11 protein-coding genes (1 of these 11 cut by a window edge) are annotated in these 17,323 nt (G+C 48.1%); 7 read left to right on the top strand and 4 right to left on the bottom strand.

The features are described 5' to 3' along the window. Positions 1-134 precede the first annotated feature (134 nt). The 4 genes from dacB to NX722_RS16925 all read left to right on the top strand — a co-directional run bounded on the left by dacB (position 135) and on the right by NX722_RS16925 (position 5,610). Entirely contained in the window at positions 135-1,556 is a 1,422-nt protein-coding gene (gene dacB / locus NX722_RS16940; RefSeq protein ID WP_262564007.1) for a D-alanyl-D-alanine carboxypeptidase/D-alanyl-D-alanine endopeptidase, read from the top strand. Positions 1,557-1,938: 382 nt separating this feature from the next. Then, a complete protein-coding gene (locus NX722_RS16935; RefSeq protein WP_262564006.1) occupies positions 1,939-2,883 on the top strand; it encodes an ABC transporter ATP-binding protein in 945 nt (314 codons plus the stop codon). Continuing rightward, positions 2,880-3,614, top strand: coding sequence for an ABC transporter permease subunit (locus tag NX722_RS16930; RefSeq protein WP_262564005.1), 735 nt, complete (start codon positions 2,880-2,882; stop codon positions 3,612-3,614). The genes NX722_RS16935 and NX722_RS16930 overlap by 4 nt, the downstream gene beginning before the upstream one ends. 10 nt (positions 3,615-3,624) lie before the next feature. Continuing rightward, positions 3,625-5,610, top strand: coding sequence for a GldG family protein (locus NX722_RS16925; protein WP_262564004.1), 1,986 nt, complete (start codon positions 3,625-3,627; stop codon positions 5,608-5,610). Positions 5,611-5,740: 130 nt separating this feature from the next. Here the strand turns inward: NX722_RS16925 and NX722_RS16920 are convergent, their stop codons facing one another. Together NX722_RS16920 and NX722_RS16915 are read right to left on the bottom strand one after the other, a co-directional pair. Then, entirely contained in the window at positions 5,741-7,033 is a 1,293-nt protein-coding gene (locus NX722_RS16920; protein ID WP_262564002.1) for a cation:proton antiporter, read from the bottom strand. A 247-nt stretch (positions 7,034-7,280) separates the two neighbouring features. Further along, a complete protein-coding gene (locus NX722_RS16915; protein WP_262563606.1) occupies positions 7,281-8,798 on the bottom strand; it encodes an IS1182 family transposase in 1,518 nt (505 codons plus the stop codon). Between the two features lie 567 nt (positions 8,799-9,365). Between NX722_RS16915 and NX722_RS16910 the strand changes: the two genes are divergently transcribed. Next, complete coding sequence (locus tag NX722_RS16910) at positions 9,366-10,727, top strand: IS110 family RNA-guided transposase (protein ID WP_262563664.1); 1,362 nt, start codon at positions 9,366-9,368, stop codon at positions 10,725-10,727. A gap of 147 nt (positions 10,728-10,874) precedes the next feature. Beyond that, positions 10,875-12,509, top strand: a complete 1,635-nt coding sequence (locus tag NX722_RS16905) for an IS1634 family transposase (RefSeq protein ID WP_262563869.1) — start codon at positions 10,875-10,877, stop codon at positions 12,507-12,509. A gap of 306 nt (positions 12,510-12,815) precedes the next feature. On the opposite strand, the gene NX722_RS16900 is transcribed toward NX722_RS16905, so the two are convergent. Next, positions 12,816-14,177 (bottom strand): IS110 family RNA-guided transposase, encoded by a 1,362-nt coding sequence (locus NX722_RS16900; RefSeq protein WP_262563664.1) that lies wholly within the window; start codon positions 14,175-14,177, stop codon positions 12,816-12,818. Positions 14,178-14,616: 439 nt separating this feature from the next. Continuing rightward, positions 14,617-15,978, bottom strand: a complete 1,362-nt coding sequence (locus NX722_RS16895; protein ID WP_262563664.1) for an IS110 family RNA-guided transposase — start codon at positions 15,976-15,978, stop codon at positions 14,617-14,619. Between the two features lie 405 nt (positions 15,979-16,383). On the opposite strand from NX722_RS16895, the gene NX722_RS16890 reads away from it, so the two are divergent. Next, positions 16,384-17,323, top strand: the 5' portion of a protein-coding gene (locus NX722_RS16890; RefSeq protein ID WP_262563762.1) for an IS1380 family transposase. 461 nt of this gene lie beyond the right edge of the window; the window shows 940 of its 1,401 coding nt (coding positions 1-940); it begins with the start codon at positions 16,384-16,386; its stop codon lies off the right edge, out of view.

Genomic DNA, 17,323 nt, shown 5'->3' with positions numbered 1-17,323 from the left:
CATTGTGGGTGCATCAAATGGAACACTTGTACTTTTTAGTATGAAAATGCAGCACCCCAAGCTCTGTAGTCATTTTGGTTTGCAGTGCTTTGTGATTGAGACGTATCAGGGATTGGAGGTGACAGGTGAGACGTATGATCAGGCTTTTAACTTTTCTCGGTTTATTATGTGCCTATACAACGGTGGCCGCAGATGCAGTGGTTACCAGACTTGAAAATCTGGTGTCCGAATTACCCGAGGGCAGCGTTTATTCAATACAGGTCAGGGACCCGATAAAAGGCAACGTTCTTTTTGAGCAGGGGGCTCATCTTAACCTGATTCCTGCCAGCACCTTAAAACTACTCACCGCAACCCTGGCTTATGATGCTTTAGGACAGGGGTTCCGTTATAGCACACACGTTATATCAGAAAACAAAGCCACCAGAAAAGGGGTGGTGAACGGTGCGGTCATGTTGTCGTTCAGTGGCGACCCATCGCTTAAACGGGAACACCTGAATGATTTAGTGGTTCAGCTGAAAGAGAAAAAGATTGACACCATTGCCGGAGACCTCTGGCTCGATGGTGCAGTGTATTCAGGGTATGATCGTGCAGGTGGTGTGAGCTGGGATGATTTGAATATCTGTTTTGCGGCTCCGGCAGCGGCAATGATTCTTGACCGTAACTGTTTCTATGGTTGGTTAAGACCGGGTAAGAAGGAAGGTGATCCGGCGATCATGGAATACGACAGACCCGAATGGAATCTAGAAGTGGATAATCGGGTCGTGACTCAGAAATCACCGGATGAAGAACGCTGTACCCAGAAGGTTCGCCCGTCAGCAGATTATGAGTATGAATTGCAGGGGTGTATTGCACCTGAATCCAGACCCTTGCGAATGGCTTTCTCGGTCAGCAATGTCGAGCGTGCCGTTGAACGCTTCATGTATGGGTTGCTGGAACAGCACGGCATCACTCTCAAAGGGCGGATTATTGCCGGACGGCCTGAACTGAACATGCCCTACACCCTTGCGGAACATCATTCTCAACCCCTGCCAGAACTGTTACGTCCGGTTCTGGAAGATTCCGATAATCTGTACTCGGACAGCATTCTGAAAACCGTTGGGCGTCAGACATCCGGTAAGGCCGGTTCTTATGAGACGGGAATTGAGTCGGCACGGACACTGCTGGGTAATAAAGGTGTGGGCTTTGGGAGCAGCCGGCTTGTCGATGGTTCAGGTCTGTCCCGATACAATTTTATCAGTGCTGCGACGCTGGTGGATATTCTGATGCTGGGCTGGAAGCAGTGGGGCGAGGAGAGTCCGTGGCTGAATCAGCGCAAGCGTAAGGAACAATGGTTTAAAACAGGCTATATGAGCGGTGTCCGCAGCATGGCCGGATACGTTTTTCCAGACAATGGCAGGCCGCTGGTATTCGCAGTGATTTTAAATGGTTTGATGCCGCCTCTGCCCGCCACAGACAATGAAATGCGGGCGTTTCGACAGGATATCAAGGCATTTCATCGTTCGTTTTTGAAAGTGCTGGGCGATTCCGGTAAAACATTGGATATAAGTGCCAAGTAGTAGTTAACCAGGTAGTTGTTAACCAGGTCGTTGCTAACCAGGTCACTGCTAAATAGGCCAGGTAGATGGAGGCTGGCACTTCTCAATATTTGAAATTAATCAGGGAGCTTCTATATTCCTTGACGGTAAATAATAAGAATAATAACAGGCTGCTTAATTTTGGGAATTGCTTATTCCGGAGCAGCAGCCTGTTGAATTTCGAATGTATAACCACAAATGCAGGATCACAGCAGGATCATAAAAGTCACTTCCGTGAAGCTCAATACGATTGTCCAACGATACTGGGCAATTGTATTTTTATGTGCAGATACTGGTGACAGGTTGCATTCGCAGGAGCGTTAAAGAGTTTTAACAAAGCAACTGGAGACTGGATGGGGCGACGATGATCAAGATCGACAACCTGAAAAAGTCCTTTGGCGATTTTTGTGCGGTTGATGGCATTACTTTTTCCGTAGGTCAGGGAGAAGTGCTTGGCTTTCTGGGGCCTAACGGTGCCGGTAAATCCACAACCATGAAAATGCTGACAGGATTTATTAAACCATCAGCAGGCACTGTGTCTGTTTTCGGCCACGATATTGAGCAGGCCCCTTTGCAGGCCAAGCGCATTATTGGCTACCTGCCAGAAGGTGCACCCGCCTATGGCGACATGACTGTCAGCCAGTATCTGGCCTTTATTGCAGAGGTACGGGGATTTTCCGGCGATGACCTCAGAAGTCGGGTTAGCAAGGTCGTCAGGCAACTGGCCCTGCAATCTGTCCTGCATCGGCCGGTGGATAACCTGTCAAAAGGCTTCAAGCGCCGGGTGGGCATAGCCCAGGCGATTATCCACGACCCACAGGTGTTGATTCTTGATGAACCAACGGATGGTTTGGATCCAAACCAAAAGCATCAGGTAAGGGAATTAATCCGCAGTCTGTCGAAGGAAAAAATTGTCATCATTTCTACACATATTCTGGAAGAAGTGACTGCCGTCTGTACCCGGGCAATGATTATTGCCAATGGCCGGGTTCTGGCTGACGCGACACCGGCAGAGCTGGAAGCCCGTTCCCGCTATCACCGGGCTGTCACAGTTGAGCTGCATACGGATGACAGTCTTCTGCCGGCTATGCAAGGGCTTCCCGGAGTTAAGGCAGTAGAAACATCCGACTCCATGCCCGGTCGTTACACCCTGATTCCTGCGGATGACCGTTCAGTCTTCAAGGCGTTGACCGACCTGATAACCAGCAAAGGCTGGGAGGTTAAGGAACTCTATGTTGAAAGTGGGCGTCTGGATGATGTGTTCAGGGAGCTGACAACCACAGGCGACAGTGCGGAGGTGGTGGAATGAAAGGCACCGGCATAATCTTCAAACGCGAGTTGGGGAGTTACTTTGCGACCCCTCTGGCTTATGTGTTCATTGTCATCTTTCTAATGCTCACCGGAGCCTTTACCTTTTATCTGGGACGTTTTTATGAAATGCGTCAGGCTGACCTTAGTGCATTTTTTAACTTTCATCCCTGGCTTTACCTGTTCCTGATACCAGCCATCAGCATGAGATTGTGGGCTGAAGAACGTAAAACCGGCACGCTGGAGCTGTTGCTGACTTTGCCCATCAGCCTTAAACAGGCGGTGCTGGGCAAGTTTCTTGCAGCCTGGGTATTCAGTGGCATCGCCCTGCTGCTTACCTTTCCGATCTGGCTAACGGTGAACTACCTTGGGCAGCCTGATAATGGCGTGATACTGGCCGGTTACATTGGTAGCTGGCTGATGGCTGGTACATTTCTGGCGATAGGTTCCTGTCTGTCAGCGATGACCCATAACCAGGTGATCGCTTTTATTATGACAGTTGTCGTCTGCTTTCTGTTTGTACTGGCCGGGTTTCCTCTTGTCCTTGATGCTTTCAGGGGCTGGGCTCCCCAATGGCTGGTGGATGGCATTGCTGCACTGAGCTTCCTGACACATTTTGATGCAATCAGCAAAGGCGTTCTGGATTTGCGCGACGTGTTGTATTTTGTCGTTATGATGTTGGCATGGCTGATTGCAACAGCCATTACCATTGATATGAAAAAAGCAGACTAAGGAGCTGTCCATGTCACCGACCCTGACAAAACGACTGTTTTCAAAGGCCGGCTTACTGGTGCTGGCCCTGGTCACCCTGCTGCTGACCATTGGCGTCAGTCAGCTGTTTAAAGGCGCACGTGTCGACCTTACTCAAGACCGGTTATATACCCTCTCTGACGGTACAAAAAACCTGCTGGACAAACTGGATGGCAAGGCCACCCTTCAATTCTTCTATTCAGAAGGCCAGACCCGGGAGCTGCCTTTCCTGCGCAACTATGCCAGACGGGTAACCGAACTGCTGGAAGAGTATGTGCTGGCATCCAATGGCAAACTCCGGCTCGAAGTGATTGACCCTGAGCCTTTCTCAGAAAATGAAGACAAAGCTGCGGAATATGGCCTTCAGGCTGTGCCGCTGGGTGGTCCCGGTAAAGAAGCCTATATGGGACTGGTCATCACTAATGATGAAGACGACAGTAAACGTGAAGTGATCGGCTTCCTGCACCCGGATAAAGAACGCTTTCTTGAGTACGACATCAGCAAGCTGGTTTATTCAGTGGTACAGAAATCCCGACCGAAAATCGGCCTGGTGAGTACTCTCCAGGTTAACGGTGGTTACGATATGATGAGTCGCCAGCCTTCCGGGCCGTGGATGAGTATTTCCCAGCTCAGGCAGATGTATGATGTTGATGATCTGGGAACCGCTTTTGACGTTATCCCTGAAGACATCAACCTGCTGGTGGTTATCCATCCCAAAGAGCTGACAGACCGCACTCGTTATGCCATCGACCAATACGTCGTGGGTGGCGGTCATGCCCTCATTTTTGTTGACCCCAACGCAGAATCCGATCAGGCCGGTGGTGGCATGATGGGAGGGATGATGATGGGTATGGGCGGGGATAAATCTTCCTCTTTGCCAATCCTGTTCAAAGCCTGGGGTATTGAGATGGACAAGAGCAAAGTGCTTGCTGATGGAACACTGGCACTCTCCGTGGGCTCGCCATCCGGTCGACCTGTCCGGCATCTGGGCATTCTTGGGCTTAATGAGCAAAGCTTTAACAGTGATGATGTCATCACTTCCATGCTAAACAGTGTCAATGTGGCTACTTCAGGCGCAGTGATCCAACTGGAGGATGCTCCTACCGATATCGAAGTACTGCTTCACTCCACTAAAAATGCCATGCTGATGGATGCATCGCTGTTTGCCATGCTGTTTGATCCTTCCTCTTTATACAAAGATTTTAAGGCTACTGGTACTGAATACCCGATGGCTGTCAGAGTAACCGGAATGGTCAAAACCGCTTTTCCAGATGGAAGACCGCCAGAGCCTGAAAAAGCAGAAACCGGCGAAGACGGTTTAAAAGCTGAGGAGGAAGAAGAGGAAGAGTTGGCAGCAGAGGCGAAGGTAAACGAGGACGAAACAAAACCAGTAAAAGAGTTGCCAGCCCACATTGCAGAGTCCATGCAGCCCGTTAATGTTATTGTGGTGGCGGATACTGACCTGTTAACAGATCGGCTCTGGGTTCAGAAGAACAACTTTTTTGGTCAGGACATTGTGCAGCCTTTCGCCAATAATGGCGACCTGCTGATCAATATGGTGGATAACCTGATGGGGAATGCCGATCTGATCAGTATTCGTAGCCGTGGTCAGTTCTCCCGTCCTTTTGATAAGGTCAGTGAGCTGGAGCGTCAGGCAGAGGAAAGCTTCTACCAGAAAGAAGAAGAACTGAAACAGCAATTGGCCGAAACTGATGCCAAACTGCGACAGTTGCAAGCTACTAAAGATGGAGAAGATGTTCTGGTGCTGAGTCCTGAACAGCAGGCTGAAGTTGAACGTTTTGTGCAGGAGAAGCTAAAAATTCGCAAGCAGCTTCGTGATGTTCAACATCAGCTCAGCAAGGATATTGAGAAACTGGGAACCCAGCTGAAACTGATCAATATACTTGCTGTACCTGCATTGATTACATTGATTGCACTAGGGTATCGGTTTGCACGAAGACGCAAACGATACAGTTAAGTAAACGTGTTGCCAGTGAATAATGTCGTTATCCACTGGCAATTTTTATTTTTAGAATATGCAGTTGTTATTGACATCCTCTTCCTGCTGGTTCGCAGGGAGCGCTCTTTCAGTTAAGAGGTAGAGACTTTCACGCTCCCAGCTTTTTCATAGCTGCCCTGCGAATATGGTATTGCTGGCAAACGTTCAGTTTTTTCATTAGCCAGTTTACCGTCGTTCCTTGAATAAGCAGAGAAAACAGAATCACCACAAGAGTCAGATCAATAATCAGCTCTTTGTCAGGAAGCGTGTCTGGTATAAGAAGCATCAGAGCAACAGGAACAACTCCGCGCAATCCGCCCCAGAACATAACAGCCATGCTTTTGCCATCAACAGAGCGGCAGAATGCTAGCCGGTTGGAAGCTGGCAGCAGCAGGTAAACAGCAGCCAGGCGTCCCGCCAGAACAGCAAAGATAGCGACCAGGAAAAAGTGGTAATTAGTCAGAAGGTAGTCAAAGTTCCGGAACAGTAGATTTTCTTTTAATCCAAGCAGCAGAAAAATCAGACTGTTGACAATAAAAGACAATAATTCCCAGTAAGGCCTTAAGAAGCCTCGCACCTCTTCAGACAGTACGGTGCTTGAGGATGAGCGGGTAATGATGCCAGCTGCAATCGTCGACATGACTCCAGATACTCCGAGTACATGATCTGCGATGATAAAGCTGCCATAGGCGAGAATTGTAGTGAAGGCTATTTGTGCAAAGGGTACACCTTTGCTTAATTTCATAAGCCAGCGCATAGCTACTCCCATCGCTGAGCCAACCAGAATTCCTCCAAAGAAGACTTTTATGAATGCTCCAATACCTTCCAGCAAAACACCTGCACTTACGCCACTTCCACTTTGGACCACTGCTAGCACAATGCCGAAAATAACGATGGCAGACGCATCGTTAAAGAGGCTCTCGGAGTCCATTAGCATGGATAGCCTTTCTGGTGCGCCCACTTCTTTGAAAAGGGCTATGACGGCGACCGGGTCTGTTGCGGAAATCAAGGCACCAAACAGCATGGCCGAAGCCAGACTTAATGGAGTAAGCCAATTCAGAAGAGCACCTACAACCAGCATAGAAAGGACAACGCCGATAACGGCCAGATTAAGAATGACGCCCATCTCACGAAACAGACTAGGTGGCTTTATGTTGATAGCCGCATCAAAAATCAGGATAGGTAGCAATACATACATTATCAGGTCGTGAGAAAGATCCACCTTTAATGCCAATTCCAGCTGGTCGGCATACTGAGCGGCAATGCCCAAAACCATACCTATAACAACGAGGCCAATCGTATAAGGGAATCTCAATCGCTTTAGCAAAATGGCAGAGCTTGTGGCAATGAGTAGCAGACCAGATAAAATCAGAACAGGTATAGCCAAGCTAGCGGCGTGCATGATAAAACCTCGACAATCTTTGTTTTAAGTAATTTAGCAAATCAGGCCTGAAATGATTTACAGAAGCATCAAAAAATAGCACCCATAACAAATGGGCAGTCTATTCTCGGTCAGGCTCCTAGGAGCCTGACCGAGAATAGCTTAGGCAGTCCTCCTAAAGGTTTCGCAAAATTCAAAATGAGCAAAAAACAACCACTTTTTGAGGTTGATTTGCTCATTTTTGCCAATTTACAGCTTTTCTTTACCTTTATGCCGCTTTTTCAACCTTTTTTAAATCCTCAAGACGGAGTGACCCCGTTAAAGCTTTCTTCACAATTTTTTTGAAATTATGCACTGTGCATACCAGTGAAAACTCTGCTTCCACTTTCTCTTTCCCGCGCAGACTGAAACTCCTGAATCCAGAGTTTTTTATCTGACCAAACGGCGGTTCCGCTATTACTTTGCGACGTTCGTATACCGCTTTCGCTTCGCTTGTTTCCATTTTTTTATTCATGGCTTGTCGTGCAGTTTCAAACTTGTCTGTGCGAATTACCTTGCCTGCACTTTTCTTGGAGCCACTGCATCTGGAGCGGTAAGCGCACTCTCGGCATACTTCCTTGTTTGCCCGGTAGCCTTTCCTCTTAGCTTTACTGGCTGGATTGGTAACCAATTTTTCCCCAGCCGGACAGATGAAGACGTCAGCTTCAATATTGTATGTAAAATCCGCTTTGACAAATTTTCGATCAGTATTTTCAAGGTTCGTGACAGCCGGTTTTTCTTCCTTATCAGTAGCGATATAACCGTCTATTCCGTGTTTATCCAAGGTGTGCAGATTTGGCCCTGAAAAATAGCCGTTGTCCATACTCCATTTATCCACAGCTGCGCCATCGGTAGATTCTGACAAAGCCTGAAGAGCAGGTTCTACTTCCTGTACGTCGTTGGCGCGCTGGCTGATGTGTTGGCCAACAATGATCTGGTGATCCGCATCTACATTAATTTGGGCATTGTAGCTGTATTCGCAGTACCCTTTCTTGCTCATCACCCGGGCATCATGGTCTGCAAAGCTAATCTGTTTCTTGTCGTCTATTGGCTCGTCCGGATTGAGGGCTTTCTCACGCTCTTCCAGTGCTTTTTTGGCAGCCTTAATTTTCTTCAGCCGTTCTTCTTTAAACTGGAGGTCTTCAGGAATACTGTAGCCATTGGTTTCTTTGTAGGCGTCGTCTTCTTCCTGATCGCACTGGCTGGCTTTTTTGATCAGTTCATCAACCTCAGCGCTGAGTTCTGCCTCTTTGGCTTTAAGCCGGCCGTAGCTCATGGCCTTATGCTTTGAACTGTTGGCTTTGAATTTCGAACCATCCAGGCTGATATGCCCAAGCGATGCCAGTTTCAGCTCCATCGCCAGCTTGACGGACTGTTTGAAACAGTCATGAAAAAACGACAGGTTGTTTTTGCGGAAGTCCCCCAGGACCCGAAAGTTTGGGCAATTCATCTGAGAGATGTACATGAATGCCAAGTCCTGCCGACACCGTTTTTCTATTTCACGGGAGCTGAATACACCATGACTGTAGGCGTAGATCAGGATACCTACGATCAGCTTGGGTGGGTAGGCATGCTGTCCAAGGTGATGGTACTGCTTTTCAACTTCCGAGGTATCAATGTTCTGGAAGATGGTCTCATAGATGTAGCAGTCATGATCTTTGGGAAGAAGATCAAAGATGTTGGTTGGAAACAGCAGGTGCTGGTCGAACTCAACAGGGCTATCCTTGAATTTTGGTGGTGGCGACATCAGGCTTCATCAGGGCTGCGTTTTGAACGCTATTATATCAGATAAATCCTATTCTCGGTCAGGCTCCTAGTGCTGATGTGCGAAATACTACGGCGTAGCCTCGGCAGAAAAATAATAAGTATTCCTTATTTGCTTTATAAGAGAATGTTATTGTAAGTAAAAAACTTCAGTCGTTTGAGCTTTGTTCACCTACCCAATTGGTTTCATCCCTTCTGTTATTTATATGCCCGTATCATCTATATACCTAAGGTGAAGTTGGCTCAGCTGCATGGATTAATTTGTTACGAGTAAATTTAACTCAGGTTTAGCGGACTAGCCCGCCCGGCGGGCACACAACCCAGAGTAACTCTTAGCTGCCAACCTCAATTCTTCGTCCTACGATAAGGAAGGAGGCATATCCGAGCCAGAGACCGAACGCACACTGGTGCTCTTGCCCGAAGTTTAGCGTGGTCGGGAGGCTGGCGACCGCATCACTGATGACGCCTGGCGATCTCGTTCAGAAGACTGCATATGATCGACAGCCCCATACCCGGATATGCCTTCGTTCAGTAGTGTAGGAACGCAGTCATGAAACACAACCCAAATCCGGCTAAAGTTCAAAAGCGGATATCTGGCCATCTAAAAACCGTGAACCTCTATGCTGCAGGCATTGATATTGGTTCAGAGTTCCACTTTGTTGCTGTCCCTAAAGAGCTCGATGAACAGTCGGTTCGGTCTTTTGCCTGCTTTACCTCTGATCTCGAAATGATGACTCAATGGCTCGTGAAAATCGGAATTACGACCGTGGTCATGGAGTCTACCGGAATCTATTGGATTCCCGCTTTCGAAATGCTTGAAGAGCACGGCCTTGACGTCAAACTGGTGAATGCTCGTCATGTTAAAAACGTCCCTGGTCGTAAAAGTGATGTGCAGGACTGTCAGTGGTTACAACAACTGCATACTCATGGCCTGCTTGAGGGAGCTTTTCGCCCTGAAGATCAGGTGTGTGCCTTGCGTGCCTATATGCGTCAGCGTGAAACCCTGATCCGTTACCGGGCGTCGCACATACAGCACATGCAGAAAGCTTTACGGCAAATGAACCTGTTGTTGGACAATGTCGTTGCGGATATCACTGGCAAAACGGGGATGGGTATCATTCTCTCCATTCTCGCGGGAGAGCGTGACCCAGAGGTACTGGCCAAACACCGGGACTCTCATTGTAAAAAATCAGAGAAAGTCATTGCTAAGTCACTGCATGGGCATTACCGGGTGGAACACCTATTTGCCTTAAAGCAGTCTGTTGAGCTTTATGATTTTTACGAAAAGCAAATTGAAGCTTGTGACAAGGCATTGGAAGACCAGTTGAACCAGTTTGATGATAAGTCCGAGAGTATCTCTCTGCCTGCAAAACGCAAATCAGCCAGCGCCCCTGCTTTTGATGTAAGAACTCACCTTTACCGGGTGACAGGGGTAGATCTGACATCGATTGAGGGAATAGAGGAAAATACCGCCCTGAAGGTAGTTTCTGAAATTGGTACAGACATGAGTCGCTGGCCGACAGTGAAGCACTTTTGTTCCTGGCTGGGACTGAGCCCGGGAAACAAGATATCAGGAGGCAAAGTGTTGAGCAGCAAGACCAAAAGAATCCCTAACCGGGCCGCTTCTGCTCTGCGTATGGCTGCACTGACTCTGGTGAGTTCGAAAAGTGCGCTGGGAGCCTATTATCGTCGAATGAGAAGTAAGCTGGGGGCACCAAAAGCGATTACAGCGACTGCACATAAACTTGCCCGGCTGATTTACAGCATGCTGAAAAACGGCTCAGAGTACGTAGATAGAGGTCAGGATTACTACGAGGAGCAATACCGTGACCGAGTCATTAAAAACATGAGAAAGCGCGCTGAAGACATGGGTTACAAACTGGTCGAAATTGAAACAGCCTCACCATCTTGACTCTATGCAAATAACTAGTCCCGAAGGAGTTACTCAGAAGCGGACTTAAAACAAACGTTCGTTAAAACCGACATTCACCACCCAGCATGACATTTTCCTAATACCTGCTATCTATTATCAGATAAGCAAATATCAAGAAGCCTTGTTATGCCTCCTATTCAATACCGCTCTCAGGTCATGGATCATCTCGGTCTAGTGGCTGGAATGTGCAAAGAGCTGGGCATTGCCGACCATATCGACAGGCGCGCGCCCAAAGTATCTGACGAATGGAACATCTCCCACGGTGAGGCCGTTGTCGCGATGATTATCAATGGCCTCGGCTTTACGGGGCAGTCTCTCCACATGTTCCCTCAGTTCTTCTCCAATAAACCCCTCGATAAACTGATCAGAGAGGGGATTGAGCCCGAGCACATAAACGACAAAGTTCTTGGAAGAACACTGGATGAACTGTTTGAACTGGGTGTCAGTAAAGTCTATTTTGAGCTGGCTATCAAGGTGGCTACGCATCTCAAATTGCCATGTGATGCACTCAACCTTGATGGCACAGGATTTCACGTCGATGGCCGTTATAACAGCGAGGAGGAAGTCAGTGACGAAGACCTCAATTGCATCAGGCTTTGCAAGGGCTACAGCCGAGATCATCGTCCTGATCTGAACCAGGCCATATTGCTCCTGCTGACCGAAAACCGGGCAGGCATTCCGATGTTTATGAAAGCAGCCAGCGGTAATGTGACGGACAAGACCAGTTTCAAACAAGTGGTTTCTGAGCATATAAAGAGCTTCAAAGCGGCACTTAATGCCCGTTACTTCATCGGTGATGCCGCATTGTATGTGGCTGAAACCGTTCAGGAACTGAGTCAGCAGGATCAGTTGTTTATCTCCAGAGTTCCTCTCAACATTGGTGCAGCCAAAGAACTGGTTCAAAGTGCGCCATTGCGCTCAATGGTTGAGGTTGAAGGGTTTGAGCATTACGAATCTGTAGAAACTCTGTCTGACTATGCAGGTGTCGTACAACGTTGGGTACTGTTTCGAAATAATCAAAGCCAGAAAACAGAACAGAAGACACTGACAAGGCGTATGCAGAAAAAGTCCCTGAAGGAATTCAAGGAACTTGAGAAATTGGGCAAGAAGCCATTCTGTTGCGAATCGGATGCCATGGAAGCTTTCAAGCTATGGCAAAAACAGTCCGTATACTGCCAGGCTGAACCTGAGATCATCGAGAGTCCCTGCTATAAAACCAAAGGCCGTCCTGCTGATGGGACAGTTCCCGACCACTATGAATATTATGTGACAGGCTCCTGCGCGGTTGCTGTACAGACTCGTCGTGATGCAGAAGCATCGTTGGGTTGTTTTGTTCTGGCAACCAACGATACAGATACAGCCCGGCTTGACGCTGGCGAACTACTGAGGACGTATAAATCCCAGCAGCAGGTTGAGAGAGGTTTTCGCTTCCTGAAGAGCCCTGATTTTCTGGTGTCTTCACTGTATCTCAAAAAACCTGAGCGTATTGAGGCCCTGTTAATGGTGATGACACTCTGCCTTATGGTCTATGCTGCAATTCAGCATCGAATCCGCTATGAACTGAAAAGGCAGAGCCGAACGTTCCCGGACATGAAGAAGAAACCAGCCCAGAACCCAACGGGCAGATGGGTTTTCCTGTGCTTTGATGGGATTCATGTGCTGTCGGTTAACGGGACGGAGAAACACATGGTTGGAATATCGGAGAGGCAATCGACGATCATTTTTATTTTGGGCTCAACGTACCAAGAAATTTATTCCTGAATAGGGTGGTGAATGACGGTTAAAATATTTAGCGTCGGCGTAGCCAACCCCGTCGGGCTCACAACTCATACCTGTCTGAACCCGTTAAGTCATTTGTTTTGAATTCAATTATGCCGCTTTTGCCAATAAACTATCCAAACGTTCGTTTTAATCTGGCAATTTCAGTTCTAATTTTTGCTCATATCGGTTCCTGCAGCCACGAATTCGAAACTGCGGAATAATTAACACAGGTAAGCCGCCGGCTATGCCGGAGCTCAATTAACTTTCTTCTGAGTAACTCCTTCGGGACTAGTTATTTGCATAGAGTCAAGATGGTGAGGCTGTTTCAATTTCGACCAGTTTGTAACCCATGTCTTCAGCGCGCTTTCTCATGTTTTTAATGACTCGGTCACGGTATTGCTCCTCGTAGTAATCCTGACCTCTATCTACGTACTCTGAGCCGTTTTTCAGCATGCTGTAAATCAGCCGGGCAAGTTTATGTGCAGTCGCTGTAATCGCTTTTGGTGCCCCCAGCTTACTTCTCATTCGACGATAATAGGCTCCCAGCGCACTTTTCGAACTCACCAGAGTCAGTGCAGCCATACGCAGAGCAGAAGCGGCCCGGTTAGGGATTCTTTTGGTCTTGCTGCTCAACACTTTGCCTCCTGATATCTTGTTTCCCGGGCTCAGTCCCAGCCAGGAACAAAAGTGCTTCACTGTCGGCCAGCGACTCATGTCTGTACCAATTTCAGAAACTACCTTCAGGGCGGTATTTTCCTCTATTCCCTCAATCGATGTCAGATCTACCCCTGTCACCCGGTAAAGGTGAGTTCTTACATCAAAAGCAGGGGCGCTGGCTGATTTGCGTTTTGCAGGCAGAGAGATACTCTCGGACTTATCATCAAACTGGTTCAACTGGTCTTCCAATGCCTTGTCACAAGCTTCAATTTGCTTTTCGTAAAAATCATAAAGCTCAACAGACTGCTTTAAGGCAAATAGGTGTTCCACCCGGTAATGCCCATGCAGTGACTTAGCAATGACTTTCTCTGATTTTTTACAATGAGAGTCCCGGTGTTTGGCCAGTACCTCTGGGTCACGCTCTCCCGCGAGAATGGAGAGAATGATACCCATCCCCGTTTTGCCAGTGATATCCGCAACGACATTGTCCAACAACAGGTTCATTTGCCGTAAAGCTTTCTGCATGTGCTGTATGTGCGACGCCCGGTAACGGATCAGGGTTTCACGCTGACGCATATAGGCACGCAAGGCACACACCTGATCTTCAGGGCGAAAAGCTCCCTCAAGCAGGCCATGAGTATGCAGTTGTTGTAACCACTGACAGTCCTGCACATCACTTTTACGACCAGGGACGTTTTTAACATGACGAGCATTCACCAGTTTGACGTCAAGGCCGTGCTCTTCAAGCATTTCGAAAGCGGGAATCCAATAGATTCCGGTAGACTCCATGACCACGGTCGTAATTCCGATTTTCACGAGCCATTGAGTCATCATTTCGAGATCAGAGGTAAAGCAGGCAAAAGACCGAACCGACTGTTCATCGAGCTCTTTAGGGACAGCAACAAAGTGGAACTCTGAACCAATATCAATGCCTGCAGCATAGAGGTTCACGGTTTTTAGATGGCCAGATATCCGCTTTTGAACTTTAGCCGGATTTGGGTTGTGTTTCATGACTGCGTTCCTACACTACTGAACGAAGGCATATCCGGGTATGGGGCTGTCGATCATATGCAGTCTTCTGAACGAGATCGCCAGGCGTCATCAGTGATGCGGTCGCCAGCCTCCCGACCACGCTAAACTTCGGGCAAGAGCACCAGTGTGCGTTCGGTCTCTGGCTCGGATATGCCTCCTTCCTTATCGTAGGACGAAGAATTGAGGTTGGCAGCTAAGAGTTACTCTGGGTTGTGTGCCCGCCGGGCGGGCTAGTCCGCTAAGCTTGAATAAATTGAACAGGCTTGTTGTGCATTAGATAAATTAACCCGGATATTTCATAAAAAGAGGCAAGTTCCGCCCAATCACTTGATATAATTGGGTCGACCAAAAAAATGCTTCGGAAGAAGCAAACCGGAACTTCTGAGTAACTCCTTCGGGACTAGTTATTTGCATAGAGTCAAGATGGTGAGGCTGTTTCAATTTCGACCAGTTTGTAACCCATGTCTTCAGCGCGCTTTCTCATGTTTTTAATGACTCGGTCACGGTATTGCTCCTCGTAGTAATCCTGACCTCTATCTACGTACTCTGAGCCGTTTTTCAGCATGCTGTAAATCAGCCGGGCAAGTTTATGTGCAGTCGCTGTAATCGCTTTTGGTGCCCCCAGCTTACTTCTCATTCGACGATAATAGGCTCCCAGCGCACTTTTCGAACTCACCAGAGTCAGTGCAGCCATACGCAGAGCAGAAGCGGCCCGGTTAGGGATTCTTTTGGTCTTGCTGCTCAACACTTTGCCTCCTGATATCTTGTTTCCCGGGCTCAGTCCCAGCCAGGAACAAAAGTGCTTCACTGTCGGCCAGCGACTCATGTCTGTACCAATTTCAGAAACTACCTTCAGGGCGGTATTTTCCTCTATTCCCTCAATCGATGTCAGATCTACCCCTGTCACCCGGTAAAGGTGAGTTCTTACATCAAAAGCAGGGGCGCTGGCTGATTTGCGTTTTGCAGGCAGAGAGATACTCTCGGACTTATCATCAAACTGGTTCAACTGGTCTTCCAATGCCTTGTCACAAGCTTCAATTTGCTTTTCGTAAAAATCATAAAGCTCAACAGACTGCTTTAAGGCAAATAGGTGTTCCACCCGGTAATGCCCATGCAGTGACTTAGCAATGACTTTCTCTGATTTTTTACAATGAGAGTCCCGGTGTTTGGCCAGTACCTCTGGGTCACGCTCTCCCGCGAGAATGGAGAGAATGATACCCATCCCCGTTTTGCCAGTGATATCCGCAACGACATTGTCCAACAACAGGTTCATTTGCCGTAAAGCTTTCTGCATGTGCTGTATGTGCGACGCCCGGTAACGGATCAGGGTTTCACGCTGACGCATATAGGCACGCAAGGCACACACCTGATCTTCAGGGCGAAAAGCTCCCTCAAGCAGGCCATGAGTATGCAGTTGTTGTAACCACTGACAGTCCTGCACATCACTTTTACGACCAGGGACGTTTTTAACATGACGAGCATTCACCAGTTTGACGTCAAGGCCGTGCTCTTCAAGCATTTCGAAAGCGGGAATCCAATAGATTCCGGTAGACTCCATGACCACGGTCGTAATTCCGATTTTCACGAGCCATTGAGTCATCATTTCGAGATCAGAGGTAAAGCAGGCAAAAGACCGAACCGACTGTTCATCGAGCTCTTTAGGGACAGCAACAAAGTGGAACTCTGAACCAATATCAATGCCTGCAGCATAGAGGTTCACGGTTTTTAGATGGCCAGATATCCGCTTTTGAACTTTAGCCGGATTTGGGTTGTGTTTCATGACTGCGTTCCTACACTACTGAACGAAGGCATATCCGGGTATGGGGCTGTCGATCATATGCAGTCTTCTGAACGAGATCGCCAGGCGTCATCAGTGATGCGGTCGCCAGCCTCCCGACCACGCTAAACTTCGGGCAAGAGCACCAGTGTGCGTTCGGTCTCTGGCTCGGATATGCCTCCTTCCTTATCGTAGGACGAAGAATTGAGGTTGGCAGCTAAGAGTTACTCTGGGTTGTGTGCCCGCCGGGCGGGCTAGTCCGCTAAGCTTGAATAAATTGAACAGGCTTGTTGTGCATTAGATAAATTAACCCGGATATTTCATAAAAAGAGGCAAGTTCCGCCCAATCACTTGATATAATTGGGTCGACCAAAAAAATGCTTCGGAAGAAGCAAACCGGAACTTGCCATGAACAAATTTACACAAGAACAGCTTCGTTTTCACCCCTCCAACGGAAAAACTATCCGGGCAGACTTCAATGGCGGAGAATTATCCTCTGATTTTGGCGCCCTGATGCTACGTGAAACAATGCTTCACAGCGGTATCATATCCAGGCTGACTGACGGCATTGACGATAAACGTCATCAATCCTACATCGACCACACCCTGCAAGAACTCATTGCCCAAAGAGTTTTGCAAATGGCCTGTGGTTATGAAGATGCAAACGACAGCAACCATCTGCGTAAAGACCCAATCTTTAAGCTTGCCAATGGAAGAAACCCACTGGACGATGATAACCATCTGGCTTCCGCTCCAACGTATACAAGGCTTGGTCAGTCCATGACCAAACGGGATATTTATAATATGACCAAAGCACTGGCTGATCACTTCATCAGCAGTTATGAATACCCGCCATTAGCCATCATTATCGACCTGGATCATACGCCTGCTATCACCCATGGCGGCCAGCAGATGAACCTGTTCAACGCCAAATATCAAGACTACTGTTACTTGCCCTTAATGATCTTTGAGGGGCTCAGCGGCAAGCTGATCACTTCGATCCTGCGTCCTGGAAAAACACCCACAGGCCGAGAGAATGCAGCTATTCTCCAGCGCCTCATTAAGCTGATCCGTACAAGATGGCCGAAAACCCATTTACTGGTTCGTGGGGATAGCCACTTTGCCCAACCAGAGTTAATGCAGGTTGTTCAGGATGACCCTCACTCCGACTACGTGCTGGGAAAAGGCGCAGGACACAAGACGGCCTTGCGACCTAAAGCCAAAGAGTTGCTGGATGAAGCGCGGAAAGCTCTCGACGTTAAAACCGGGCTGGCAAAACTGAACAACATGCCAGAGCCTGAGCGACTCAGGCTCTACGGAGAAACGGACTATCAGGCAAAAAGCTGGA

The sequence above is a fragment of the Endozoicomonas gorgoniicola genome, from assembly GCF_025562715.2.
GTDB classification, from domain to species: domain Bacteria; phylum Pseudomonadota; class Gammaproteobacteria; order Pseudomonadales; family Endozoicomonadaceae; genus Endozoicomonas_A; species Endozoicomonas_A gorgoniicola.
Note: the sequence above shows the minus strand (reverse complement) of the source record. Positions and strands in the feature narration are given on the sequence as shown.